This window comes from Mesorhizobium sp. M0040 (assembly GCF_040323505.1).
Lineage (GTDB): Bacteria > Pseudomonadota > Alphaproteobacteria > Rhizobiales > Rhizobiaceae > Mesorhizobium.
Genome location: NZ_JAMYVA010000007.1, coordinates 63,470 through 87,680, shown reverse-complemented (window position 1 = coordinate 87,680; position 24,211 = coordinate 63,470). Strand labels below are relative to the sequence as shown.

22 protein-coding genes are annotated in these 24,211 nt (G+C 63.9%); 6 read left to right on the top strand and 16 right to left on the bottom strand.

Annotation, left to right across the window (positions count from 1 at the left end; all coding sequences use genetic code 11):
- Positions 1 to 122 precede the first annotated feature (122 nt).
- Both NKJ91_RS08820 and msuE read left to right on the top strand, forming a co-directional pair.
- On the top strand, positions 123 to 1,478 hold the full coding sequence (locus NKJ91_RS08820) for an LLM class flavin-dependent oxidoreductase (RefSeq protein WP_352455214.1): 1,356 nt from the start codon (positions 123 to 125) through the stop codon (positions 1,476 to 1,478).
- Positions 1,479 to 1,593: 115 nt separating this feature from the next.
- Positions 1,594 to 2,154, top strand: coding sequence for an FMN reductase (gene msuE, locus NKJ91_RS08815; protein WP_352455213.1), 561 nt, complete (start codon positions 1,594 to 1,596; stop codon positions 2,152 to 2,154).
- Between the two features lie 148 nt (positions 2,155 to 2,302).
- On the opposite strand, the gene NKJ91_RS08810 is transcribed toward msuE, so the two are convergent.
- The 16 genes from NKJ91_RS08810 to NKJ91_RS08735 all read right to left on the bottom strand — a co-directional run bounded on the left by NKJ91_RS08810 (position 2,303) and on the right by NKJ91_RS08735 (position 19,952).
- Entirely contained in the window at positions 2,303 to 4,012 is a 1,710-nt protein-coding gene (locus NKJ91_RS08810) for a trimethylamine N-oxide permease (protein WP_352455212.1), read from the bottom strand.
- 397 nt (positions 4,013 to 4,409) lie between these two features.
- Positions 4,410 to 6,779, bottom strand: a complete 2,370-nt coding sequence (locus NKJ91_RS08805; RefSeq protein ID WP_352455211.1) for a trimethylamine N-oxide demethylase — start codon at positions 6,777 to 6,779, stop codon at positions 4,410 to 4,412.
- A gap of 265 nt (positions 6,780 to 7,044) precedes the next feature.
- The gene (locus NKJ91_RS08800) at positions 7,045 to 7,674 is read right to left on the bottom strand and encodes a sarcosine oxidase subunit gamma (RefSeq protein ID WP_352455210.1); all 630 of its coding nucleotides are present in this window, start codon (positions 7,672 to 7,674) and stop codon (positions 7,045 to 7,047) included.
- On the bottom strand, positions 7,667 to 10,651 hold the full coding sequence (locus tag NKJ91_RS08795) for a sarcosine oxidase subunit alpha (protein ID WP_352455209.1): 2,985 nt from the start codon (positions 10,649 to 10,651) through the stop codon (positions 7,667 to 7,669). Before NKJ91_RS08795 ends, NKJ91_RS08800 begins: the two co-directional genes overlap by 8 nt.
- Positions 10,651 to 10,926 (bottom strand): sarcosine oxidase subunit delta, encoded by a 276-nt coding sequence (locus NKJ91_RS08790; RefSeq protein ID WP_352455208.1) that lies wholly within the window; start codon positions 10,924 to 10,926, stop codon positions 10,651 to 10,653. The genes NKJ91_RS08795 and NKJ91_RS08790 overlap by 1 nt, the downstream gene beginning before the upstream one ends.
- Before the next feature lie 17 nt (positions 10,927 to 10,943).
- A complete protein-coding gene (locus NKJ91_RS08785) occupies positions 10,944 to 12,197 on the bottom strand; it encodes a sarcosine oxidase subunit beta family protein (RefSeq protein WP_352455207.1) in 1,254 nt (417 codons plus the stop codon).
- Between the two features lie 36 nt (positions 12,198 to 12,233).
- Entirely contained in the window at positions 12,234 to 13,541 is a 1,308-nt protein-coding gene (gene glnT, locus NKJ91_RS08780; RefSeq protein WP_352455206.1) for a type III glutamate--ammonia ligase, read from the bottom strand.
- A gap of 33 nt (positions 13,542 to 13,574) precedes the next feature.
- On the bottom strand, positions 13,575 to 14,903 hold the full coding sequence (locus NKJ91_RS08775; protein WP_352455205.1) for an FMN-binding glutamate synthase family protein: 1,329 nt from the start codon (positions 14,901 to 14,903) through the stop codon (positions 13,575 to 13,577).
- A gap of 6 nt (positions 14,904 to 14,909) precedes the next feature.
- Positions 14,910 to 15,644: a GltB/FmdC/FwdC-like GXGXG domain-containing protein gene (locus tag NKJ91_RS08770; RefSeq protein ID WP_352453795.1), complete on the bottom strand. Its 735-nt coding sequence runs from the start codon at positions 15,642 to 15,644 to the stop codon at positions 14,910 to 14,912.
- A gap of 4 nt (positions 15,645 to 15,648) precedes the next feature.
- Positions 15,649 to 16,542 (bottom strand): class II glutamine amidotransferase, encoded by an 894-nt coding sequence (locus NKJ91_RS08765; protein WP_023673986.1) that lies wholly within the window; start codon positions 16,540 to 16,542, stop codon positions 15,649 to 15,651.
- Positions 16,543 to 16,626: 84 nt separating this feature from the next.
- Positions 16,627 to 16,959, bottom strand: coding sequence for a hypothetical protein (locus NKJ91_RS08760; RefSeq protein WP_352455204.1), 333 nt, complete (start codon positions 16,957 to 16,959; stop codon positions 16,627 to 16,629).
- Positions 16,956 to 17,636, bottom strand: coding sequence for a hypothetical protein (locus NKJ91_RS08755; protein WP_352455203.1), 681 nt, complete (start codon positions 17,634 to 17,636; stop codon positions 16,956 to 16,958). The genes NKJ91_RS08760 and NKJ91_RS08755 overlap by 4 nt, the downstream gene beginning before the upstream one ends.
- Before the next feature lie 46 nt (positions 17,637 to 17,682).
- Positions 17,683 to 19,083 (bottom strand): APC family permease, encoded by a 1,401-nt coding sequence (locus NKJ91_RS08750; RefSeq protein WP_352455202.1) that lies wholly within the window; start codon positions 19,081 to 19,083, stop codon positions 17,683 to 17,685.
- A gap of 15 nt (positions 19,084 to 19,098) precedes the next feature.
- The gene (locus NKJ91_RS08745) at positions 19,099 to 19,260 is read right to left on the bottom strand and encodes a hypothetical protein (RefSeq protein ID WP_352455201.1); all 162 of its coding nucleotides are present in this window, start codon (positions 19,258 to 19,260) and stop codon (positions 19,099 to 19,101) included.
- Between the two features lie 15 nt (positions 19,261 to 19,275).
- Positions 19,276 to 19,653, bottom strand: coding sequence for a hypothetical protein (locus tag NKJ91_RS08740; protein WP_023673992.1), 378 nt, complete (start codon positions 19,651 to 19,653; stop codon positions 19,276 to 19,278).
- 11 nt (positions 19,654 to 19,664) lie between these two features.
- Complete coding sequence (locus NKJ91_RS08735) at positions 19,665 to 19,952, bottom strand: hypothetical protein (protein WP_023673993.1); 288 nt, start codon at positions 19,950 to 19,952, stop codon at positions 19,665 to 19,667.
- A gap of 286 nt (positions 19,953 to 20,238) precedes the next feature.
- Between NKJ91_RS08735 and NKJ91_RS08730 the strand changes: the two genes are divergently transcribed.
- The 4 genes from NKJ91_RS08730 to NKJ91_RS08715 are packed head-to-tail and all read left to right on the top strand — an operon-like array spanning position 20,239 to position 23,995.
- Entirely contained in the window at positions 20,239 to 21,372 is a 1,134-nt protein-coding gene (locus tag NKJ91_RS08730; protein WP_352455200.1) for an aminomethyl transferase family protein, read from the top strand.
- Positions 21,373 to 21,386: 14 nt separating this feature from the next.
- On the top strand, positions 21,387 to 21,983 hold the full coding sequence (locus tag NKJ91_RS08725; protein WP_352455199.1) for a dimethylamine monooxygenase subunit DmmA family protein: 597 nt from the start codon (positions 21,387 to 21,389) through the stop codon (positions 21,981 to 21,983).
- Positions 21,980 to 22,945 (top strand): PDR/VanB family oxidoreductase, encoded by a 966-nt coding sequence (locus NKJ91_RS08720; protein WP_352455198.1) that lies wholly within the window; start codon positions 21,980 to 21,982, stop codon positions 22,943 to 22,945. The genes NKJ91_RS08725 and NKJ91_RS08720 overlap by 4 nt, the downstream gene beginning before the upstream one ends.
- Positions 22,946 to 22,954: 9 nt before the next feature.
- A complete protein-coding gene (locus tag NKJ91_RS08715; RefSeq protein WP_352455197.1) occupies positions 22,955 to 23,995 on the top strand; it encodes a heme-dependent oxidative N-demethylase family protein in 1,041 nt (346 codons plus the stop codon).
- Positions 23,996 to 24,211: the final 216 nt, after the last annotated feature.

Here is a 24,211-nt window from a genome sequence, read left to right as displayed (position 1 = left end):
CCCGCACAAAAAATGCTCCCCGACGCCGGTTTTGCAAAACAGAATTCCTTCCCATGGCCGCAAAGCCATCCCATGCTCGAGCAATTGGAGCGTTACGCTCGTCGTCATCGGTGCGTTTTTCCATGGCAGAAAATCGACAATTGCGGCTTGGCGCTTTCATGCGGCCCGTCAGCCTTCATACCGGCGCCTGGCGCTACCCGGGCGCCTATCCCGACGCCAACTTCAATTTCGCGCATCTCAAGCACTTCGCGCAAAGGCTGGAAGCGGCGAAGTTCGACGCCTTCTTCATGGCCGACCACCTGGCCGTGCTCAACATGCCGATCGAGGCGCTGCGGCGCAGCCACACGGTCACGTCCTTCGAGCCGTTCACGCTGTTGTCGGCGCTTGCCGCCGTCACCGATCGTATCGGGCTGATCGCAACCGCTTCGACGACGTTCGACGCGCCGTACCACATCGCCCGTCGTTTCGCCTCTCTCGACCATATCAGCGGCGGGCGCGCCGGCTGGAATATCGTCACCACATCCAATCCCGACGCCGCGCTGAATTTCGGCCTCGACGAGCATGTCGAGCACGACGAGCGTTATCGCCGGGCGCGGGAGTTTTACGATGTCGTCACCGGCCTGTGGGACAGTTTTGCCGACGATGCCTTCATCCGCGACGCCGAAAGCGGGCTCTATTTCGACCCGGCGAAGCTGCATGTGCTCGACCACAAGGGCGAATATCTTTCGGTGCGGGGACCGCTCAATATCGCGCGGCCGGTGCAGGGCTGGCCGGTCATCGTGCAGGCCGGCGCGTCGGAGGCCGGACGGCAGCTCGCCGCGGAAACGGCCGAGGTGATCTTCGCCGCCCATGCCGATCTCGCCTCGGGGCAGCGCTTCTTTGCCGACGTCAAGAAACGTGCGCAAAAACTTGGCCGGTCGCGCGACGACATCAAGATCCTGCCCGGCGCCTTCGTCATTGTCGGCGAGACCGTCGAGGAGGCGCAGACGAAGCGGGCCAAGCTCGACAGCCTCGTCTACTACGAGAGCGGCGTCGCCTCGCTGTCGATCGCCCTCGGCCACGACGCGTCGCGGTTCGATCCGGATTCAGTCTTGCCCGAAATCCCGGAAAGCAACGCCAGCAAGAGCGGCCGCGAGCGCGTCATCGAACTGGCGCGCAAGGAAAACCTGACCGTCAGGCAGCTTGCGCAGCGGCTGGGCGGCTATTCCGGTCTTGCCTTCGTCGGCACTTCGAAAACCATCGCCGACGAGATGGAGGAATGGCTGGTCACCGAAGGCTCGGACGGGTTCAACGTCATGTTCCCCTATCTTCCCGCCGGATTGGATGATTTCGTCGAGAAAATCGTGCCCGAATTGCAGCGGCGCGGCATTTTCAGGAGCGAATACGAAGGATCGACCTTGCGCGAAAATCTTGGCCTGAAGCGGCCGCCAAACCGGTTCTTCCAACCTGAGACGGCAGCGATCCGCAAAGCTGGTTAGAACCGGCAATGATTTTAGACCGTGGCAAGCATCCGTTCTTTTCGTTCGGTCCGAATGTCCATAGGGTCATGAGCAGCGGGCTGGCAGCCCGAAATCATCGCGAGGGCTTTGCATCATGACCAATCCGGCCGTTGTCGGTTTCTCAGGCAATTTCACCCGGCCGTCCAAGACGCGCGGCTTCGTCGATCGTATCGTGAACGAGGTAGCCGGCAGATATGGCCTGGCCGCCAGCACGCATGACGTCGTCGACCTCGGCCCCAGCCTCGGTGGCGCCAAATGGGCGCGTGAACTGGATGCGCAAGCGGGCGATATCCTCAAGCGCGTCGTCGCGGCGGACGTGCTCGTCGTTGGCTCGCCCACCTACAAGGGCAGCTATACCGGCCTGTTCAAACACTTCTTCGATCTTGTCGACCCAACGGCGCTCAGGGGCAAGCCGGTGGTGCTGCTGGCGACCGGCGGCGGCGACCGGCATGCGCTGATCATCGAGCACCAGCTGAGGCCGCTGTTCGGCTTCTTCGAGGCCTTTACGCTGCCGACCGCGATCTACGCTTCGGACAGGGATTTCATCGACGGCGTGCTTGCGTCCGAGACGATCCAGGCGCGCGTCGGACAGGTGCTCGAGGATATCGGTGCAGCTCTTGGCGGTCGCTCCCGCGCTGGCACCGCTGCCGAATAGCCCCTAAAAAGAAAAACCCGCCTCGGCGGCGGGTCTCGGGGCGAATCAGCACCATACCGAAATTAGTAGCATAGCTGCCGGCACAAAGCAAGAACAAAATACGCAGGGACCGAGCGCGCCTTGCGCACCCGATCCCTCAACGCAGCCGTCAGATGACGAACAGCCAGTTGGCGAGCAGCATCACTGCGACGCCGGCGACGAGCGTCAGATAGGGCAGCATCCCCGCCTTTTTCACCGCAAGGTCGGACGAGCTCATGCCGAGATCGGCCAGCATGTGGTCGGGGAATTTGCCCTTGTCCTGGATGTAATGCCGGAAGCAGAACACCGGGATGATCAAGGCTGCCGTGATCAGCCCGGCCCACAATGCCATCGGGTTCCAGACCTTGGCTCCGGCGCCCATGAAGACCGCGTTGACGTAGGCAAAGATCGCGCCGAGGCCGAGCAGCCAGCTCGGCGCCTTCCATGGCCGCGCGATGTGGCCATTGTCGATGCGGTGGATCCAGCCGGCATTGAGATTGAGGAAGTTGAAGATGATGTAGCCGCAATTCGACACGGCGAGGATGAAGAAGAAGCTCGTCGCGTCGGCCGAGGCGATGGCCAGCACGATCAGGTTGAAGATCAGGTCGGTCCACATCGCCCGCGTCGGGGCGCCGTGCTCGTTGACATGGCTGAGATAGCGCGGCAGCCAGCCGTCGACCGAACCTTGATAGAGCGTGCGCGAGGAGCCGGCCATCGCCGTCATGATGCAGAGCACCAGGGCCAGGATCATCAGCATCACCAGCAGGCTGTGGATCAGCTGTCCGCCGCCGACCATGCCGGCCAGCGCATCGGCAACGCCGGAGCCATCGACGATCGGCGTCGCCAGCATGCCGTTCAAGCCGAGCACGCCCTGGAAGGTGAACGGCACCAGGATGAACAGCAGCATGCATAACAGGCCGGAGTAGAAGATCGCCTTGAAGGTATCGGTGCCGGGGTTCTTGAATTCGGAGGTGTAGCAGACGGCGGTCTCGAAACCGTAGGTCGACCATGCCGCGATGAACATGCCGCCGAGCACCAGCGTCCAGCCGGCGATGTTCCATGCGCCGGGCTCCGGCGCATAGGCTGCCGCGAGCGGCACCAGCGGCGAGAAGTTTGCCCAGTTGATCTGGCCGGTGACGATCGGCACCACGCCGACGATGAGCATCGGGATGATGACCAGCAGGCCGATATATTTCTGCACGTTGGCCGTGCCCAGGATGCCGCGATGCTGGATCGAGAAGATGATCAGCATCAGCACCGCGCCGATGAAGAAGGTGGCGTTGAAGGTGAAGGAAACCGGGCCAAGCGTGTGACCGTAGAGCGTCCAGTTACGGATCGCCGGCGTCGCCGCCGCGGTGACCGCGGTGATGGCGTCGGCGGCGCTGGTTCCGGCATGGGCCGCGATATAGGCGGCGACCTCGGGCGAAGTGTCGGTGAACAGCGGCACCGGTGCCAGCGCGTTGAGGATATAGGCGGCGGCGATCGAGCAGCCGAGCGACAGCACCGGCGACCAGGCGAACCAGTTGCACCACACCGAAAGCGGCGCGATGAATTTCGAATAGCGCAGCCACGCGGTGGCGCCGTAGACCGAGGCGCCGCCGGATTTGTTCGGGAACAGCCCGGCGATCTCCGCATAGGTGAAGGACTGCAGGAAGCCCATGACCATGGATACGGCCCAGATCAGGAAGGCCAGTGTTCCGGTGGTGCCGGCGATGCCGCCGATCGAAAACAAGACAAGGGCCGGAACGCCGCTTGCCACCCAGAAGGCGCCGCGCCAATCGATGTTCCGGTGCAGCTGCCCTTCGGCAGGCGGCACCAAGGTGGTGACTATCGTGCTCATTTACGTGGATTCCCCATTTTTGATGTTCCCCATCGGCAACAGCCGCAATCTCGCGAGGCGTCATCGACGCTCACGTTGAACGGCCTCAGGCGTTTTCCGCTCAGTAGTATTTTTTTCTTAGCAGTGAAGATCGACCCAAGGCGCTTTCACGTCAAGTGGTTTGTGACGCTGTGCACATTGCGTTTGTGAAACAGTCGAGCTTCGCTGGCGCTGCCAACGGGTGCGGTCTTTCCTTCTCCCCTTCTTGTGGGAGAAGGTGGCCGAGCGAAGCTCGGTCGGATGAGGGGTGTTCCAGATTGGCAAAACCGCACTTCGTCCAGCACCCTCAACCGTCTTGGCGCTGCGTGCCAATCCACCTTCTCCCACAAGGGAGAAGGGAAGAACCAGGCAGCGTCGGTCAGGAGCGCGGCCTGGTCTTTTGCGGGTCGTAATGGGCGAAGGCGACGACGCGCGCCGGCAGCCGCTTGCTGTGGCCGTCGAGCTTGCCGATTTCGACCTCGGTGCCGATCGCCGAATGCGCGACGTCGAGCCTGGCCAGCGCGATAGTCTTGTTCAGCACCGGCGAGCGCATGCCCGAGGTGACGACGCCGATCTGGGCCCGGCCGACATGCACGCAATCGCCGTGGCCGACGGCGACATTGGCGTCGATGTCGAGGCCGACCAGCTTCTTCTGCGGGTTTTCCTTGCGCCGGATCAGCGCCTCGCGGCCGATGAAATCGTCGCTCTTGGTCTTCAGCGGTACGGTGAAGCCGATGCCGGCCTCGAACGGATCCGTCTGGTCGGAAAACTCGTAGCCGGCAAAGATCAGCCCGGCCTCGATGCGTACCATATCGAGCGCCTGCAGCCCCATCGGCTTCAGGCCGTGCGTCTGCCCCGCCTGCCAGATCGCGTCGAATACCTTTTCGGCGTCGCGCGGATGGCACCAGATCTCGTAGCCGAGCTCGCCGGTGTAACCGGTGCGCGAAACCACGACGGGAATGCCGTTGCCGCCGCCGATGCGGGCGACGGCGAAACGGAACCATTCGAGCTCGTCGATCGACGGCTGCAGCGGCGAGGTCCAGATGATCTGCCGCAGGATGTCGCGGCTTTTCGGCCCCTGCACGGCGACATTGTGCATCTGGTCGGTCGACGAACGCACCAGCACGGTGAGGCCGAGTTTTGTCGCCGTTTCGCGCAGCCATTCGCCGGATAGATCGTCGCCGCCGACCCAGCGGAAATTATCCTTGCCGAGCCTGAGCAGCGTGCCGTCGTCGATCATGCCGCCATGCTCGTAGCACATGGCGGAATAGACGACCTGGCCGACGCCGAGCTTCTTGACGTCGCGGGTCAGCGTGTATTGCAGCAGCGCCTCGGAGTCCGGCCCGGTGACCTCGAACTTGCGCAGCGGCGACAGGTCCATGATCACGGCGTCCTGCCGGCAGGCCCAGTATTCATCGATCGGGCCTTGCCTGGCGAAGGAATTGGCCAGCCAATAGCCCTTGTACTCGACGAAGTTGCGGGTGTGCTTGGCAAAGCTCGAATGAAAGGCGGTCTCGCGGGTCATTTTCGGTTCCGAATCGGGCGTCATGCGTCTGGCGATCGCTCGCGAGAATTTGTGCTGGCCGGAATAGGTTCGCACATGGATGTCGGTCAGGTTCCAGCCATTGGCCGGCGTCGTATCGTCGGGGCAGGCGGACGAGACGCAGACGATGTCCGTGAGCGCCCTGAGTAGCACATAGTCGCCCGGCCGCGACCACGGCTCGTCCGATACCACGACGCCATGCGCGTCGATGGCCGTGTTGAAGAAGAAGTTGATCGCCATCCAGCCGGCGCGAGGCGTGACACCCTTGTCGGCCAGCGCGCGGTTGAAATTCTCCGAGCAGTTGGGATGGCCGGGATAACCGATGTCGTCGTAATATTTGGCCGCGCAGGCGAGCGCGAATGCATCGTGGCGGCCGCAAGTGTCCTGCACAACCTCGACCAGCGGCTCCATGTCCTGGTCGTAGTATTTCGAGTGCAGACCGGGCATCGGATAGCTCGAACCCATCAGCGTGCGCGTCGTCGTCACATCGAGCGGATGATCGCGGCCCTTGTCCAGCTTGCGCGCCGAAAAGCACTGGAAGTCGGTGCATTGGCGCCCGTCGACATCGATGATCTGCAGATAGTCGCCCGCCTTGACGAAGTAGGCCTCCGCCGTCGCCGAATGGACGCGCAGGTCGAGCACGGGATCGGTCAGCGGGTCGGCAAGCCTGGATTTCGCCCCAGGGCGGATGGTGGCGCGGCGGACGATGACGCTAAGCGGCGTCGCCGTATCGTGGCCGTCGACCAGCATCGGCCCGCCGGGCGCGGCAATCAGCATCGACCCATCGCGGGCGACGGTAAAAGCCTGTTCGGTACCGGCAGGGGTGGCGCCGCCGAAAACGCGAACCGCCTTCGCCTTGTCGAGCTGCACCTGGCGCCGCTCGAGCCCCCGGCGCAAGGATGCGAGGCTGTCGTCGCCTTCGGCCAGCAGCGCCTTGATGCCGGCGGCATTGCTGTTCGATTTCTCGCCGAGAATGCCGGGATCGGTCGCGTCGCTGCTGTCCCATGCCAGCAGCTCGCAGGCCTGCCCGCCCTCGACATCGCGCACGGTGACAATGTCGCCGGCCTCGACCTCGATCAGCATCGCGCCATTGCCCTGAACCGAGTAGCGCTCCATCCCGGCCGGCAGCGTAATCTGGCCTGGCCGCAGGATCAGGCTCGGCCGGGGCGGTCCGGCGACGACGGCGGGGTAGGGCGACTGGCTCATCTCAACCTTGGTTTCGAGAAACAAGTTTGCCTGTGTGTGAAATTATTTTAGCGGGAAGAATAGCAGGGGGATCGGGTTTGGCAAGGTGAAGGTGGCACAAGCTCCCCCTTCTCCCCTTGTGGGAGAAGGTGTCGCCGAAGGCGACGGATGAGGGGTGTTCCAGGGAACGCCAGCCTCTCACTCCGCTGGAACACCCCTCATCCGTCCCGGCGCTGCGCGCCGATCCACCTTCTCCCACAAGGGGAGAAGGGAAGACGCGCCAAGGCTATGCCAACTCCTCGCTGTGGCTGATCTCGACGCCATACTCGGCGGCAGCGTCCAGCATCGTATGCCACAGGCTTTCCGCGAAGGTGGCGAACACCAGAAGATTGAACACCGCCTGTCCGTCCGGCCGGTCATTGCCGCGCCAGAGATTGATGCTGGTGTGATCGACCGAGGTCGCAGCAGCGGTGCCTGCCGGGAACGGCGCGGGGTGCAGGTCTAGCGACGACAGTTTGGCCAGCATCGCGCGCGCCTTTTCTCCGGAAACGCTGATCAGCGCGCGGGCATGCGACTGGTCGGACAACGAGGCGGATTGCGCAAACGCCTGGCTCAGCGGGTCGCTCGCGTGCTTGCCGCCATTGGACAGGACCAGGAACTGATCCGGTCCCGACCAGATCAGCGTAGCGTCGGGAGTTCGGGTCGCCTTGGGCGTTTCCGGGGCGGCAACGCCGAAGCGGGTTTCGGCGGCCTTCGCCAGTTCTGCCGCTTTGCCGCGCCGCGCCATCACCTGGATCAGGTCGAAATTGCGGATTTCCGTCAGTGAAACGCCAGCCTCGGTGCCGCGCGCGCCATAGGCGCCGACGACAAGCGCTTTCTCCAGCGGACTGCGGGCAATCCAGGAAAACTCAGCCACGCTGGCGCCCTCCATCCGGATCGTAGAAGACCGGGCTGCACAGCTCGACGTCGTAGTCTTCGCCGCGCAGCGGGTCATGCGCATGGACGATCTCGCCAATGCGCTCGCGGCCACGCTCAACAAGCGCCAGCCCGATCCACTGGTCGAGCATGGGCGAGAAGCAGACCGAAGTGACATAGCCCTGGTCGTTGCCGGGACCGGGCGTCTCGCCTTTCGGAATGATATGCGCGCCGGAGCGCAGGCGGCGCGTCTTGTCGACCGGCTTGATGCCGACGACGACCTGCCGGTCTGGGGCAATCAGCGCCTCGCGCCCGGCCATGACGCGGCCGATGAAATCTTTCTTGCTGGACATCATCTTGCCCAACCCGAGGTCGGCGGCGGTCGTCGTGCCGTTCAGCTCCGGTCCGGCGACATGGCCCTTTTCGATGCGCATGACGCCGAGCGCCTCGGTACCGTAGGGCGTAACGCCGAACGGCTTGCCGGCCAGCATCAAATTGCGCACCAGCGCCTCGCCATAGCGGGCGGGAACCGAAATCTCGAACGCCATTTCGCCCGAAAACGAGATGCGGAACAGCCGCGCCTTGATGCCACCGCGAAGCGCGACTTCGCGCGCCCCCATGAAGGGAAAGCCCTCGTTCGACAAATCCTCCGCCGGATCGACCATTTCCCGAAGCAGGTCCCGGGTCTTCGGCCCGGCGATCGAGAACTGCGCCCATTGATCGGAGACGGATGTTAGTTGCACGTCGAATTCGGGGAACAGCACCTGCCGGCAGAATTCGAGATGCTGCATCACCAGCCCGGCCTTGGCGGTGGTGGTGGTCAGGAAATAGTGGTCCTCGGCCAGCCGTGACGTCGTGCCGTCGTCATAGACGATGCCGTCCTCGCGCAGCATCAGCCCGTAGCGGGCTTTGCCGACGGCTAGACTGGAGAAGGTGTTGATGTAGACACGGTCGAGGAAGGCGCCGGCGTCCGGGCCGTGCACGTCGATCTTGCCGAGCGTCGAGACATCGCAGAAGCCGACGCCGGAGCGCACCGCCTTGACCTCGCGGGTGACCGAGTCCAGCCAGTCCTTTTCGCCGGCGCGCGGATACCATTGCGCGCGCTTCCACAGGCCGGTGTCGACGAACACCGCGCCCTGTTCGGCTGCCCAGTGATGCGACGGAGTCAGCCTCGTCGCATGGAAATCTTCGTCGCGATGATGGCCGGCGAAGGCGCCGATGGCGACCGGCACATAGGGCGGGCGATAGATCGTCGTGCCGGTTTCGGGGATCGATTTGCCGCTGATTGCCGCCATGATGGCGAGACCGGCGACGTTCGAGGTCTTGCCCTGGTCGGTGGCCATGCCGAGCGTCGTGTAGCGCTTGAGATGCTCGACCGATTCAAAACCTTCGCGCTGCGCCAGTTCGATGTCGGATGCGGTGACATCGTGCTGGTAGTCGACAAAGGCCTTGCCCTTGCCGGCGACGTGCCAGAGCGGGGTCAGCGAAAAGGCTTCTTCGTCGGCGACCGGCGGCGTGCCGGCATTGCCGCCGCGTCCGGCGCCTTGTGCTGCTGCCGATCCGGTGGCAAAGCCCTGGCGCAGGCACTCGCCCAGCCCGAAGGCGCCATTGGCGGCGCCGACGGCCACCATGCCGGGCGGCGCACCATCCGGCACGAAGGCTGCGATATCGTCCTGCCATTTCGGCCGGCCGCGATGATAGGAGGTCAGCCCGACCGCCGGATTCCAGCCGCCGGACACGGCTAGCCCGTCGGCTTCGACTTCCGCCCGTGCGCCGCCGGTCAGCGCCACCACGATTTTCCGGATCCCGTCCTTGCCGCCTTCGACCCCGCTGACCGAGCCGTTGAGCACGGCAAAGCCGCCTTTGGCGGCAAGCGCGCGATGCGCGGCGGAGACGTCCGGGCGCGCATCGACGACCGCCGCGATCTGCAAACCGGCGCCAAGCGCGGTCTCGACCGTGCGCCAGCCATCCTCATTGTTGGTGAACAGCGCGATCCTCTTGGCAGGGGTAACCGCGTAGCGCGCGACATAGGTCCGCATCGCCGACGCCATCATCACGCCCGGCGTGTCGTTGCCGGCAAAGACGATCGGCCGTTCGATGGCGCCGGCGGCGACGACGCAGCGCTTGGCCACGATCCGCCACAGCCGCTGGCGCACCTGGTGCTCGGGCGGCGAGGGCAGGTGGTCGTTGACTCGCTCGATGGCGCCATAGGTGCCGCCATCATAGACGCCGAACAATGTCGTGCGGGTCATGATGCGGACATCGGGCAGTGCGGCGAGTTCGGCCAGCGTGCGCGTAATCCATTCGGCCGCCGGCGCGCCGTCGATCATGCCGCCGTCGGCGAGCAGACGGCCGCCAAGCGCAAAATCTTCCTCGCACAGGATGACGCGGGCGCCGCCGCGCCCGGCCGCCAGTGCCGCAGCCAGCCCGGCCGGGCCGGACCCGGCAATCAGCACGTCGCAATGCGCCCACGCCTTGTCGTAATGGTCGGGATCGGCGACGCCTGCAGCGCGGCCGAGGCCGGCGGCGCGGCGAATCGTTGGCTCGTAGATCGTTTCCCAGAATTTCGCCGGCCACATGAAGGTCTTGTAGTAGAAGCCGGCGACGAAGATCGGCGCGAACAGCTGATTGACCGCCATCAGGTCGTGGCGCAGCGACGGCCAGCGGTTCTGGCTGGCGGCTTCGAGCCCGTCATAGAGTTCGGCCGTGGTCACCTTGGTGTTCGGCTCGCGCCGCGCTCCGCTGCGCAGTTCGACCAGCGCGTTGGGCTCCTCCGAACCAGCGGTCAGGATGCCGCGCGGCCGATGGTATTTGAACGAGCGGCCGACCAGCTTGACGCCATTGGCGATCAGCGCCGAGGCCAGCGTGTCGCCCTGGAAGCCGGCAAAGCTCTTGCCGTCGAAGCGGAAGGCCAGCGGCGCGGCGCGATCGATGAGACCGCCGCTCTCCAGCCGGTGTGTCTGCGCGGGGCCAACCATCAGGCCCCAACCTCGGCGGCACCAACGCCTGCAGCCGGTTCGACCGCCGAAATCTCGTGCGTCAGCGTGTTGCGGGCGACCTTCAGCCAGGCCCGGCAGCCGCCGCCATGGTACCAGTATTCGCTCATCGGCCCGGCGATGTTGTCGCGCAGATAGACGTAGTCGAAGACCTCGTCTTCGGTGGCGCCGGCCGCCGGACGCGTCGGCTTGGCGTCGCCCAGATAGGTGAACTCGCCGAGTTCGCGTTCGCCGCAGAAGGGACAGACAATGCGCATGCTTCTTCAGCCAGCCTTCAATGCAGGTTCGGTTGGGCGCCTTGGCCCTTTTCGTCGATCATCGCACCTCGCCGGAAGCGGTCGAGACGAAAGCGGGCAGCCTCCTTGTGCGGCTCGTCGCGCGCCAGAAGATGGGCAAAGACCAGGCCGGAGCCGGGCGTCGCCTTGAAGCCGCCATAGCACCAGCCGGCGTTGAGATAGAGCCCGTCGACCGGTGTTTTGTCGATGATCGGCGAGCCGTCCATCGACATGTCCATGATGCCGCCCCACTGACGCAGCAGCCGTATCCGGCCGATCATCGGCATCAGCGCCATTCCGCCCTCGCAGACGTCTTCCATGACAGGCAGATTGCCGCGCTGGGCGTAGGAATTGTAGCCGTCTATGTCGCCGCCGAAGACCAGGCCGCCCTTGTCGGACTGGCTGACATAGAAGTGGCCGGCGCCGAACGTCATGACATTGGGGATCAGCGGCTTGATCGCCTCGGAGACGAAGGCCTGCAGCACATGGCTTTCGATCGGCAGCCGCATGCCGGCCATCGCCGCGACGCGCGACGAGGAGCCGGCGACGGCCATGCCGACCTTGCCTGCACCGATCCTGCCGCGGCTCGTCTCGACACCGGTCACCTTGCCGCTGCCATCGCGGACAAAACCGGTCACCTCGCAGTTCTGGATGATGTCGACGCCGAGCGCGCTCGCCGCATGCGCATAGCCCCAGACCACGGCGTCGTGCCGTGCCGTGCCGCCGCGTCGCTGCAAAAGCCCGCCTTGCACTGGAAAGCGCGCATTGTCGAAGTTCAGGAACGGCATCATCTTCCTGACCGCCGTCAGATCGAGCAGTTCGGCATCGATGCCGTTGATGCGCATGGTGTTGCCGCGCCGCGCATAGGCGTCGCGCTGCGCGTCGGAATGGTAGAGATTGATGACGCCGCGCTGGCTGACCATGGTGTTGTAGTTGAGGTCCTGCTCCATCCGCTCCCACAGCTTCATCGACAGCTCGTAGAAGCCGGTATTGCCTGGCAGTCCGTAATTGGAGCGGATGATGGTGGTGTTGCGGCCGGCATTGCCGGAGCCGATCCAGCCTTTTTCCAGCACCGCGACATTCCTGATGCCGTATTCGCTGGCGAGGAACCATGCCGTCGCCAGGCCATGGCCGCCGCCGCCGATGATCACCACGTCGTAGTGGCTCTTCGGGCTGGCGTCGCGCCAGGTGCGCTGCCAGTTCTTATGGCCGGAAAATGCCGCCCGGGCGAGGGAGAAGATCGAGTATTTCATGAACCTGTTTCGCGCCGGGCGTGCAACAATTCCGGATCAGATGTCGAGCGTGTGGTCGCGCTCCCACTGGGTGAAGTGGGAAGCATAGGAATTCCATTCCTGCTGCTTGAGCTTTAGATAGGCCGACGAGAATTCCTCACCCAGCGCCGCCTTGAGCGATTTGTCGTTGTCGAACTTGCGCAATGCGTCGAGCAGGTTGAGCGGCAGCTTCGGCGCGCCCTCGACCGTATGGCCGAACTGGTACATGTCGATGTCGTAGCGCCGGCCGGGATCGGCCTTCGAGCGGACGCCGTCGAGCCCGGCGGCGATGATCACCGCCTGCAGCAGATACGGGTTTGCCGCGCCGTCGGGCAGGCGCAGCTCGAAGCGGCCGGGGCCGGGTACGCGCACCATGTGGGTGCGGTTGTTGCCGGTCCAGGTCACCGTGTTCGGCGCCCAGGTGGCGCCGGAGATGGTGCGCGGTGCGTTGATGCGCTTGTAGGAATTGACCGTCGGGTTGGTGATGGCGGCAAGCGCGGACGCATGTTTCATGATGCCGCCGAGGAAATTCCTGCCCTTGGCCGACAGGCCGAGCTCCATCGCATTGTCGGCAAAGACATTGGTCTTGCCGTCTTTGTCCCACACCGAGATATGCGCATGGCAGCCATTGCCGGTCAGGCCCTGGAAGGGTTTGGGCATGAAGGTTGCGCGCAGGCCGTGCTTTTCGGCGACCGATTTCACCATGAATTTGAAGAAGGAATGCTTGTCGGCGGTCGCCAGCGCATCGTCGAAGGCCCAGTTCATCTCGAACTGGCCGTTGGCGTCCTCGTGGTCGTTCTGGTAGGCGCCCCAGCCGAGCGCCAGCATGTGGTCGCAGATCTCGGCGATCACATCGTAGCGGCGCATCACCGCCTGCTGGTCGTAGCAGGGCTTCGACGCCGTGTCATATTCGTCGGAAATCGTCTTGCCATCCGGCGAGATCAGGAAGAATTCGGCCTCGACGCCGGTCTTGATGTGCATGCCGTCGCCAGCGGCCTCCGCGATCAACCGCTTCAGCGTGTTGCGCGGCGCCTGCTCGACCGATTTGTCGTCCATGATGCAGTTGGCGGCGACCCAGGCGACCTCCGGCTTCCAAGGCAACTGGATCACCGAGGCCGGATCCGGCACCGCCAGCATGTCGGGATGCGCCGGCGTCAGGTCGAGCCAGGTGGCAAAGCCGGCAAAGCCGGCACCGTCCCGCTGCATGTCGGCGATCGCCTGCGCCGGCACCAGCTTGGCGCGTTGCCCACCGAACAGGTCGGTGTAGGATATCATGAAATATTTGACGCCCTTCTCCTTGGCGAAGGCGGCGAGATCGTTCCCCATTATAGTTCCTCGCTTACTGGCATTTGGTTTGTTTTAGAAGCCGTTCTTGCCCGGTATCCAGTTGGTGCCGGCCAGCGGCACGCCGGCCATGGCGGCGGCTTCGATCGTCAAGGCGACAAGATCCTCGGGCTCGAGATTGTGCAGGCTGTTCTTGCCGCAGGCGCGTGCGATTGTCTGAGCCTCAAGTGTCATCACCTTAAGATAATTCGCCAGCCGTCGGCCGGCCGCAATCGGATCGACCCGTTTCATTAGCTCGGGATCCTGCGTGGTGATGCCGGCCGGGTCGCGACCCTCATGCCAGTCGTCATAGGCGCCGGCGGTGGTGCCGAGCTCGTTGTATTCCGCCTCCCAGCGCGGGTCGTTGTCGCCGAGCGCGACAAGCGCTGCCGTGCCGATCGACACCGCATCGACGCCGAGCGCCAGCGCCTTGGCGACGTCGGCCCCGTTGCGTATGCCGCCCGAGACGATCAGCTGCACCTTGCGGTGCATGCCGAGATCCTGCAGCGCCTGCACCGCCGGCCTGATGCAGGCAAGCGTCGGCTGGCCGACATTTTCAATGAACACTTCCTGGGTCGCTGCCGTGCCGCCCTGCATGCCGTCGACGACGACGACATCGGCGCCCGATTTCACCGCAAGCGCGGTATCGTAATAGGGCCGTGCGCCGCCGACCTTGACGTAGATCGGCTTTTCCCAGTCGGTGATTTCGCGCAGTTCCAGGATCTTGATCTCGAGGTCGTCCGGCCCGGTCCAGTCGGGGTGGCGCGAAGCCGAGCGCTGGTCGATGCCCTTCGGCAGCGTGCGCATTTCGGCGACGCGGTCGGAGATCTTCTGGCCGAGCAGCATGCCGCCGCCGCCTGGCTTGGCGCCCTGGCCGACGACCACCTCGATCGCGTCGGCACGGCGCAGATCGCGCGGGTTCATGCCGTAGCGCGACGGCAGATACTGGTAGACCAGCGTCTTCGAATGGCCGCGCTCTTCCTCGGTCATGCCGCCGTCGCCGGTCGTCGTCGAGGTACCCGACAGCGTCGCGCCGCGGCCAAGCGCTTCCTTGGCCGGCCCGGACAGCGAGCCGAAGCTCATGCCGGCAACGGTGATCGGGATTTTCAATTCGATCGGTTTTTTCGCATAGCGCGAGCCGAGCACGACGCTGGTGTCGCAGCGCTCGCGATAGCCTTCGAGCGGATAGCGCGAGATCGAAGCACCGAGGAACAGAAGGTCGTCGAAATGCGGCAGCTTGCGCTTGGCGCCGGCGCCGCGGATGTCATAGATGCCGGTCGCCGCGGCGCGGCGGATCTCGGAAAGCGTGTAGTCGTCGAAGGTCGCGGATTTGCGCGGCGTCGTCGGCGGGTTGCGATAGGTCATTGAGCCTCAATACGCGTCGGCGTTGTCGATATTGAAATTGTAGAGGGTACGAGCCGAGCCATAACGCTTGAACTCCGCCGCCTTGACGCCGGTCACACCGGCGCGGTCGAGCAAGCCTTGCAGCAATTCGAGATGCTCGGGCCGCATCTCCTTGGCGATGCAGTCGGCGCCGAGGCTTTCGACCTTGCCGCGCACGAAAAGCCGCGCCTCGTAGATGGAATCGCCGAGCGCATCGCCGGCGTCGCCCAGCACCACGAGGTTGCCGGACTGCGCCATGAAGGCCGACATGTGGCCGATATTGCCATGGACGACGATGTCGATGCCTTTCATCGAGATGCCGCAGCGCGACGATGCGTTGCCTTCGATGACGAGCAACCCGCCCCGGCCGGTGGCGCCGGCATACTGGCTGGCATCGCCTTTGACGACGATCTGGCCGGACATCATGTTCTCGCCGACGCCGGGCCCGGCCGAGCCATGCACGGTGATGGTGCCGCCGTCGTTCATGCCGCCGCAATAATAGCCGACGCTGCCGCGCACATCGATGGCGACCGGCTGGTCGACGCCGACGGCGACCGAATGGCTGCCTCGCGGGTGGAGCACCTCCCAGGCGGTCTCGTTCGAACCGGGCGCCAGATCGTGCAGCGCCTGGTTGAGCTCGCGCAGCGACATTTCGGCCAGATCGAAGACCCGTGACGCATGGCCCGGCTCGCGAGCCGCCTTGGAGAGGTTAATTGCCGGCATTGGTTCAATGCTCCCAGAAATAGACGGTTGCGGGCTCGGGTTCCCAGACCTTCGCATTGTCTATGCCGGGCAGTTTGGTGAGCGCACGATATTCCGAGCCGAAGGCGACATACTGATCGGTTTCGGCCATTACTGCGGGCTTGCAGGCGATCGGATCGCGCACCACGCCGAAGCCGTTCTTGGTGCCGACGACGAAGGTGAAAAAGCCGTCGAGATCGCTCAGCGTGCCTTCCAGCGCCTCGCCCAGATTCTTGCCATGCGCCATCTGCGAGGAGAGATAGGCGGCAGCGACCTCGGTGTCGTTCTCGGTCTCGAATGTCATGCCTTCGCGGATCAGCTCGCGGCGGACATTGTTGTGGTTGGACAGCGAGCCATTATGCACCAGGCACTGGTCGGCGCCGGTCGAGAACGGATGCGCGCCCATCGTCGTCACCGCCGATTCGGTCGCCATGCGGGTATGGCCGATGCCGTGCGTGCCGGTCATCTCGCGGACGCCGAAACGGTCGACGACCGCTTCGGGCAAGCCGACTTCCTTGTAGATTTCGACGACGTCGCCGGCGCCCATGATGCGGATGTCGGGGCGCAGCGTCTGGATCGCCTCGCGCGCTTCGTCGATCTTGGCAGGCGTCGTCCGGACCACGGCATGCGTCGACTTCGCAGCAATGCTCACCGGCGCGCCGATCGCCTTGGCGAGTTCGGCGTCGAGGCCGCGGAAATCGCGCTCCGGCTTGGCCGACTGGATGGTGATCTTGGCTTCACTGGAGGGCGCGCCATAGATGGCGATGCCGGCGCTGTCGGGACCGCGATCGCTGAGCGAGATCAGCATCTCCGACAGCATCGCGCCAAGCTGGGGCTCGAGCGACTTGTCCTTCAAAAACAGTCCGACGATTCCGCACATGTCAGCCTCCGCGAGTTTGTTCCCTCCGAGATGTATCGAATGAGTCCCGGGAATTCAATTGGTATGAAAAAAATTTTCCTGTCGTTATATATCGGCTGAGGCGCCGCCGGCCGCACTATCGCTGCGCTGGCCGCCATTGTGAACCCATTTGGCATAGCGGATGCGGGCGATCTTGTAGGCATCCAGGATCGACAGGGCATAGATCAGGATCCCGCCGGCATGGCGGCCGACGAAGCTGGCGTCTGGCGGCGCGATCTTGGCGGTGACCCAGGCAAGGATCACCATGAAGAACAGGAATTGCAGGCCGCGCACCGGCACCCCGAGCACGACATGCCCGCTCGCCGGCAAGACGATCGCAGCGCCCAGAACCAGATAGGGGCTCGGTGGTGCGGGGGAGGTGGTGATCTGGCTGGTCATGCCGCTTGCCGTTCGCTTTGATTGATGGCATCGCGCAGCGCCGAAGCCGACGACAGCAGCCTCTCGATCAGCACCGGATCGAGCCTGACCGTGCCGAATTCGGCTTGCCGGAATACGCCGTAACGCGCGCGCTCGGCCTCGGCCAGAAGCCAGACGATGCGCACGCCGTTCGGCGTGATCAGCAATTCCTTGGTGCGCTCCTCGGCAAAGATATCGAGGTGGCCGGCGATGACGGCTTCGGGGAAGCGCACGCCCTTGCGGTCGCTCCGCAGCACCGCCTCGGCCGGAAACCCCGCCGCCTTCGGCAGCGGATGGACGAGATGATCGAAATTGGAAAAAGTCGTCGGCGATCCCGGCCGCATCATCATATCGAAAGTGCCTGGTATCGCGACCTTTTCGGTGATCGAAACGCTCAGCCAGCGCGCCGGCAGCTTCCTGATCGCCAGCGTGTCGACGATGGTCCGCACCTGCACCCGCCGGCCGTTCCACGAGCCGGCGAAGGTAACGACGCCGGCGGTGCCGTCCGAGATGTTGGCCACGTCGGGGATGACGGCGCGGACGCCGGCTTCGTCGGCGGCAAGCCCGGTCGAAGCCTTGGCGCGGCTGGCCCGCGCAAGCCAGGCTATATGGAGGACGAGAGCCAGGGCAACCGCCCCGGCGAGCAATGCTGAGATCACCTAACGCACCTCGTCACGCAAATGCCCGCCCAGACCGGGCGCGCCGTCAGTAGCCCTGCGGCTTCGGCCACGGCATGGTGAACTGGGCACCACGGCGCACGAATTTGTAGCGGTAGAAGTGGAACCACAGCGAGATCAGGAAGTAGAAGGCGACCATGGCGATCAGCTGCGAGCCGAAGCCGAGGAAGATCGCAAAGAAGGTGACGACGCAAAGGCAGAACAAGACGATCGCCGGCAGCGGATGGAACGGATGGGTGTAGCCGCGGCGGATCGAGCCGAGCGGCCACTTTTTCCTGAACATGATGATGTTGATGCTCATGAAGGTGTATTGCAGCACGCCCGACAGGATCGAGAAGGTGATCGCCTGGTTGAGGTCGGCGATGAAGGCGAAGGCGAGCGCGATCGGCAGCAGAAACAGGATCGAGCGATAGGGCGTGCGGTATTTCGGATGCACCGCCGAGAACCAGGTCGGCAGATAGCGGTCGCGGCCGAGCGAAAACCAGGCGCGCGCGGCGTCGTTGATGCAGCCATTGGCGGAGGCGAGCGCGGCAAGCAGCGTCGCGATGAACAACAGGTTTTCCAGCAGCGCACTGCCGGTCAGTTTGCCCGCGTCCCACAGCGGATAATAGGTGATGCCGAGATATTCCCAGGGCATCAGCGAGGCGCAGACATACCAGGTCATGGCGGCGGCGATCAGAAGCGTGATCATGCCGGCCATCGTGCCGTAGGGCAGCGAGCGCGCCGGCGAGCGCACTTCCTCGGCGGCCTGCGTGGTGCCCTCGATGCCGAGATAGTACCAGATGCCGAACTGGAAGGCGGCGATGACGCCGATCCAGCCATAGGGCAGGGCGTTGCCCGGGGTCACCAACTCGTTCAGCTTGAGCACGGCGCCTTGCGTCCACGGGCTGACCGAGAAGAACAGGATGACGATCGAGACATAGGCTATCGCGGTGATGACGAAATTGACGTTGAGCGTCATCAGCACGCCGCGATAGTTCAGCCATGCCAGCACGACGATTGTCGCGGCGATGAAGGAATTGTGGTTGAGGCCCTCGACGCCGGCCTTGGCGACGATGGTGTCGCCGAGCAGGATCGCGTCCGACACTTCGAGCATGGTGTAGGCAAAGACCAGGAACAGCGCGACGTTGAAGGCCATCAGCGGCCCGACAATGTGCTTGGCCTGCGCATATTGGCCGCCGGCGGCGGCAACCGTCGAGGTAACTTCGGAATCGATCATCGCGACCGAGGTGTAGAGCAGGCCGACGATCCAGCAGACGATCAGCGCCGCCAGCGCGCCGCCCTTGTCCGCCGCGAAATTCCAGCCGGTGAATTCGCCGACCAGAACGATGCCGACACCGAGCGCCCAGACATGGGCGGGGCCGAGCACCCTGAGCAGTGAAACCCTGCCGCCTTGCACTTGCACCGCTGGTTCAGCCGTGATCGTCATCGTTCAATCCCCCACTCAGATCCGGTGTTTTTCGGACACGGCTTCAAGTTCGCCTTCCCTGGACGAGGTCAGCATCTCTTCGGAATAGGTCGTGTCGATCCTGAACCAGTCGTAGAGCATCCACAGCGCGAGCACGATCGAGATGCCCCAGCATGCGTAAGAGAGTGCCACCCACATGACGATGCTTCCTATTTATTTGTCGCCGAACTTTTCGTCGATGACGTCGCGGTATTCGCGGTCCGATGCGCGGAACAGAAAGATGAAATAGCCGATCAGCACTGCCGCCATGATGATCAGCGTCGGCCAGTCGATGATGTAGTGGAACCGGTTCTGGATGATGTCGTGCGCGGTTTCCGGCGTGTAGCCGAGCTTTTCCCAGATCGAGGCCATGGTCGGGTTTTGGCCGAGCGCTTCCCACGTCTTGGCGTCGAGCGCGTCGATGGATTTTGCCGCCCCTGCCAGCCCTAGTTTCAGCGGCAGCCACAGCGCGACGAAAATCGCGACCACGACGACGGCGATATCGAAAACCTGTCCGGCCTTGCTCTGTTCGGGCGGTGTATAGCGGGCCATGGGTCTCCCCCTCAGGACTTGCGGTTGCGGTAGGCGTCGGCGTTCTTGATGTCGAGGCCGTAGATGAAGTCCTTGTCTTCTTTGTAGTGGTTGACCATCGCCAGGATCGCGGCCGTGTTGAAGATCAGCACGGCGGCGGCGGCGACCGCGACGACGAGCTTGATGCCGGCGTCGGGGACGTATGGCCATGTCATGAACAGGACAAAGAGGATCGTCGCCCACAGGCAGACGATCAGGAGCATGGATCCACGCACGTCGGAACGGTACAACGCTTCCACGCGCTGTTGCAGGTCGGACATCGGCTTTCCCCTTTTTCAACGCCGGTCCGGATTGGCCGGTCATTGCCCTCTTTCAAGAGAGTGAAATTTTTTTCATAAAATCCGGCCGAATTCTGGAATTGTCAAGACGATTTTACGCGACGTTAACCGTTTGTTTGGGCTCGCCGGATTTGCCTGACAATGAAATTATTTGCTTACGGGTATTGCAGGCTCCCGGCGTTTGCGATCAATATTCAAGGCAACGCTCCCGCCTGTGTGCAGGGAGCAGGGGAAAGCAAAAAAGTTTCTTTCAACGGAGGACCAGCGGATGACGGCATCCTGGAGATTTTCGACGCTTGCGGATCGCCATCGCGCGCTCGGCTCGAAGCTCGAGGACTGGAGCGGCATGGGCACCGCCTGGACCTACGACAAGGACGCCGACGAAGAGTATATCGCCATCCGCACCAAGGCCGGCCTGATGGACGTGTCCGGCTTGAAGAAGGTCCACATCACCGGGCCGCACGCCTCGCACCTGATCGATCTGGCGACGACGCGCGACGTCGAAAAGATCTATCCCGGCAAGTCGGCCTATGCCTGCATGCTCAACGAGGCCGGCAAGTTCACCGACGACTGCATCCTCTACCGCACCGGCCCGAATTCCTGGATGGTCGTGCATGGCTCGGGCACCGGCCATGAAGAGCTGCAGCGCGCTTCCGTCGGTCGCGACGTGTCGCTGCGCTTCGACGACAATCTGCACGACCTTTCGCTGCAGGGGCCGCTAGCCGTGGATTATCTGGCAAAGCATGTGCCCGGCATTCGCGACCTCAACTATTTCCACCACATGCAGACGCAGTTGTTCGGCTTTCCCGTGATGATCTCGCGCACCGGCTATACCGGCGAACGCGGCTACGAGATCTTCTGCCGTGGCCAGGACGCTGGAACGATCTGGGACAGGATCCTCGACGAGGGCAAGAGCGCCGGCATCATCCCGTGCCGCTTCACCACGCTCGACATGCTGCGCGTCGAGAGCTACCTGCTGTTTTACCCCTACGACAATTCGCAGAAATACCCGTTTGAGAACGAAGGCCCGGGCGACACGCTGTGGGAGCTTGGTCTCGACTTCACCGTCAGCCCCGGCAAGACGGGCTTTCGCGGTGCCGAGGAGCACTACCGCCTCAAGGGCAAGGAGCGCTTCAAGATCTTCGGCGTGCTGCTCGAAGGCAAGGAGCCGGCCGACGAGGGCGCACCGGTCTATCGCGACGGCAAAAAGGTCGGCGTGGTGACCTGCGCCATGTATTCGCCGCTTGTCAAAAAATCGATGGGCATTGCCCGGCTCGACGTCGACTGCGCGGTGCAGGGCACCAGGCTCGAGATCCGCAACAAGAGCGGCGCCATCAGCGCAACCGCCGAGCCGCTTCCTTTCGATGATCCGAAGAAGACCAAGCGCACGGCGAAAGGCTGAGGCATACTGCGGGTATGGCAGCGAAAAGCATCATCAGCCGGCCGGTCTATGGGACCCTGTCTCCGCAGCCCGGCAAGCATCATCTTTTCATAGCGGATGCAGAGGGAGCGCTGGCGATTGCCGATCTGGCCGCCAAGGCACCGGCGGATTTCTTCGGCGGCGCCCACATCATCTTCATTCCCGGCCGCGACGGTAAATATCCCGATGCGCTCGAAGCCCTGAAGCCGGCACAGTTCTACCTCGGTCATTCCTTTGCCAGCGCCCTGCCGCGGCTGAAGCAGACGCTGGCCAACGCGCATATGGGCCTCAGGCTCTATCTCGCCGGCACCGAAGGGCTGATCGGCCAGGCCATGCAGGCGGCGCTCGAAGCCGGCATCGACCACACCTCGATCCAGACCGAGCATCGCGGCTCGCTGGCGCGCCGCATGCAGTGCGTCCATTGCAAGGGCATCACCGAGAACGTGACGACGCAGCCAGCAACCTGTTCGCATTGCGGCCTCTTGCTTCTGGTGCGCGATCACTATTCGCGGCGGCTCGCCGCCTTCCAGGGCGTCTGCATCAACGCCGAGGACCGCAGCGAAATTCCTCCGATCGAGGAGGTCTTTCGATGAGCACCGGCACCACCAAGCTCGATGTCGTCGTCAGCGATGTCGTCCCGGTCAACGAGCTGGTGACGCGCTTTCATTTCCGCAGGCGCGACGGCGAGCTTTTGCCGACCTTTTCCGGCGGCGCCCATGTCGTCGTCGAGATGCGCGATGGCGAACGCACCAGGCTCAATCCCTATTCGCTGATGGGCTCGCCGCTCGACACCCGCGAATACACCATCTCGGTGCGCCGCGACGACGCCGGCCGCGGCGGCTCGCTGTTCATGCACAGGCAGGTCAGGCCGGGCACGGAGATGGTGGTCAGCTACCCGGTCAACCTGTTCTCGCTCGATCTGCGCGCCAGGAAGCATCTGATGCTGGCCGGCGGCATCGGCATCACCCCGTTCATGGCGCAGACCGCGCAGCTGGCGGCGGAAGGCGGCAATTTCGAACTGCACTACACCTGCCGCACCGCTTCGCTCGGCACCTATGCCGATTTGCTGAGAGAGCGCTACGACCGCCGGATCAGGCTCTATCACGACGACCGCGACGAGCGCGTCGAACTCGACCGGCTGCTGTCGTCGCAGCCGCTCGGCACGCATCTCTATGTCTGCGGCCCGTCCGGCATGATCGGCTGGGTGCGCGAGCGCGCGGCTGCCTTAGGCTGGCCTGCCGAGACCGTGCATTTCGAGCATTTCGCGGCACCGCAGCCCGGCGCGCCCTTCGACGTGACGCTGGCGCTCAGCGGCAAGACCATCCGTGTCGACGAGCAGCAGAGCCTGCTCGAGGCGATCGAGGCGGCCGGCGTCGATCCGCCCTATCTTTGCCGCGGCGGCGTCTGCGGCCAGTGCGAGACCAACGTCATCTCGCATGACGGCAAATTCATCCACAACGACCACTGGCTGAGCGAGGAAGACCACCGTTCGGGCTGCAAGATCATGCCTTGCGTCTCACGCTTCGAGGGCAGGTCGCTGGTTCTGGAAAGATAGGAGGCGAGCTTGGGCATCACCTTTCGCAAGGAAACCTTCCGCGACGACTTCACCTTCAGGAACAGCCCCGAGCACATCAGGCGGTTCCCGTTCCCGTTCCACGAAGACAGCTACATGTATGCGGTCAACATCGAGCCGCATGTCGTCGGGCCGAAGGGCAGCGTGCTGGAGAATTTGATCGACGTCGACGAGCACTATGTCGCCGAGATGCAGGACCGCGCTTTGGTGCTGGCCGAAGACCCGCTGCGCTGCCAGTCGCTGCCGCACATGACGCTGGCCGGCTGGGACCTGCTCGAGCTTTTGATGGAGCAGCAGGCGCTGGGCTATCCCGAGCATTTCACGCTGACCCGCAACAGTGACCGCTGGCGCTGGATCAACCAGCCGCTCGGCATCGACGACAGTTTCACCTTCGGCGATGTCTCGACGCTGCCCTATGGGCCGATGGAATACATCACCCGCCAGAGCCAGGGCGATTTCTGCATCCTCGACCAGCGCGACGGCAATCTGTGGATGGATGCCGGCATGGTCACCACCCAGGCCGACTGGTCGCTGGATTTCGACATCGGCATGAACTTCTTCGAATGGCACGCGCCGGTGCCGCTGGCGCATGAGAAGGGCATCTTCGTCCGGGCGCTGAAATTCCTCACCAACATCCAGCAGGGCAAGCCGGCGCGCCGGCTGAACTGGACGATGACCATCAATCCGCGCCTCGATACCAGCCCGGAAAATTATCACAAATGGGGTCCGGACCGCGCCACGGTGACGCCGGAAAACGTCGGCGACAAGGTCCATCTGCGCGTCGAGCTGCAGAGCTTCTGGCGGCTGCCGCGCTCGAATGCGATCGTCTTCCCGATCCGCTGCTATCTGATCAAGATGGACGAGCTGGTGACGCAGCCGAAATGGGCACGGCGGCTGCACCGCGTCATCCGCGACCTGCCAGACGAACTCGCCAACTACAAGGGCCTGACGCGTTACCGTGCGACATTGGTCGAATGGCTGTCGAAGCTGGATGACGGCAGTGCGACGTCGCCGGGGTTTGGGCCGGATTGAGGTTCTGTTTGCGAGGTTCGCGCTGCCCGTCAAGCTGCCAATCTCCCCCCAAGAGGGGGAGATGCCCGGCAGGGCAGAGGGGGGCGCCGTAGAGCGCCGGCCTTTAGCCCCCTTGCGATCAATCGAGGACGAGCTTGCCCTGCAGTTCAACGTAGCAGCGCGTGGAGGTTACGGCATGGATCCTAGGGTCTCCGCTACGTCGCTTCGCTCCTGCTC

Bases quoted from the DNA above. Each gene is read 5' to 3' on its own strand.
- NKJ91_RS08820 (WP_352455214.1), top strand. From the start codon at position 123: ATGGCAGAAAATCGACAATTGCGGCTTGGCGCTTTCATGCGGCCCGTC.
- msuE (WP_352455213.1), top strand. From the start codon at position 1,594: ATGACCAATCCGGCCGTTGTCGGTTTCTCAGGCAATTTCACCCGGCCG.
- NKJ91_RS08810 (WP_352455212.1), bottom strand. From the start codon at position 4,012: ATGAGCACGATAGTCACCACCTTGGTGCCGCCTGCCGAAGGGCAGCTG.
- NKJ91_RS08805 (WP_352455211.1), bottom strand. From the start codon at position 6,779: ATGAGCCAGTCGCCCTACCCCGCCGTCGTCGCCGGACCGCCCCGGCCG.
- NKJ91_RS08795 (WP_352455209.1), bottom strand. From the start codon at position 10,651: ATGGTTGGCCCCGCGCAGACACACCGGCTGGAGAGCGGCGGTCTCATC.
- NKJ91_RS08790 (WP_352455208.1), bottom strand. From the start codon at position 10,926: ATGCGCATTGTCTGTCCCTTCTGCGGCGAACGCGAACTCGGCGAGTTC.
- NKJ91_RS08785 (WP_352455207.1), bottom strand. From the start codon at position 12,197: ATGAAATACTCGATCTTCTCCCTCGCCCGGGCGGCATTTTCCGGCCAT.
- glnT (WP_352455206.1), bottom strand. From the start codon at position 13,541: ATGGGGAACGATCTCGCCGCCTTCGCCAAGGAGAAGGGCGTCAAATAT.
- NKJ91_RS08775 (WP_352455205.1), bottom strand. From the start codon at position 14,903: ATGACCTATCGCAACCCGCCGACGACGCCGCGCAAATCCGCGACCTTC.
- NKJ91_RS08770 (WP_352453795.1), bottom strand. From the start codon at position 15,644: ATGCCGGCAATTAACCTCTCCAAGGCGGCTCGCGAGCCGGGCCATGCG.
- NKJ91_RS08765 (WP_023673986.1), bottom strand. From the start codon at position 16,542: ATGTGCGGAATCGTCGGACTGTTTTTGAAGGACAAGTCGCTCGAGCCC.
- NKJ91_RS08760 (WP_352455204.1), bottom strand. From the start codon at position 16,959: ATGACCAGCCAGATCACCACCTCCCCCGCACCACCGAGCCCCTATCTG.
- NKJ91_RS08750 (WP_352455202.1), bottom strand. From the start codon at position 19,083: ATGACGATCACGGCTGAACCAGCGGTGCAAGTGCAAGGCGGCAGGGTT.
- NKJ91_RS08745 (WP_352455201.1), bottom strand. From the start codon at position 19,260: ATGTGGGTGGCACTCTCTTACGCATGCTGGGGCATCTCGATCGTGCTC.
- NKJ91_RS08740 (WP_023673992.1), bottom strand. From the start codon at position 19,653: ATGGCCCGCTATACACCGCCCGAACAGAGCAAGGCCGGACAGGTTTTC.
- NKJ91_RS08735 (WP_023673993.1), bottom strand. From the start codon at position 19,952: ATGTCCGACCTGCAACAGCGCGTGGAAGCGTTGTACCGTTCCGACGTG.
- NKJ91_RS08730 (WP_352455200.1), top strand. From the start codon at position 20,239: ATGACGGCATCCTGGAGATTTTCGACGCTTGCGGATCGCCATCGCGCG.
- NKJ91_RS08725 (WP_352455199.1), top strand. From the start codon at position 21,387: ATGGCAGCGAAAAGCATCATCAGCCGGCCGGTCTATGGGACCCTGTCT.
- NKJ91_RS08720 (WP_352455198.1), top strand. From the start codon at position 21,980: ATGAGCACCGGCACCACCAAGCTCGATGTCGTCGTCAGCGATGTCGTC.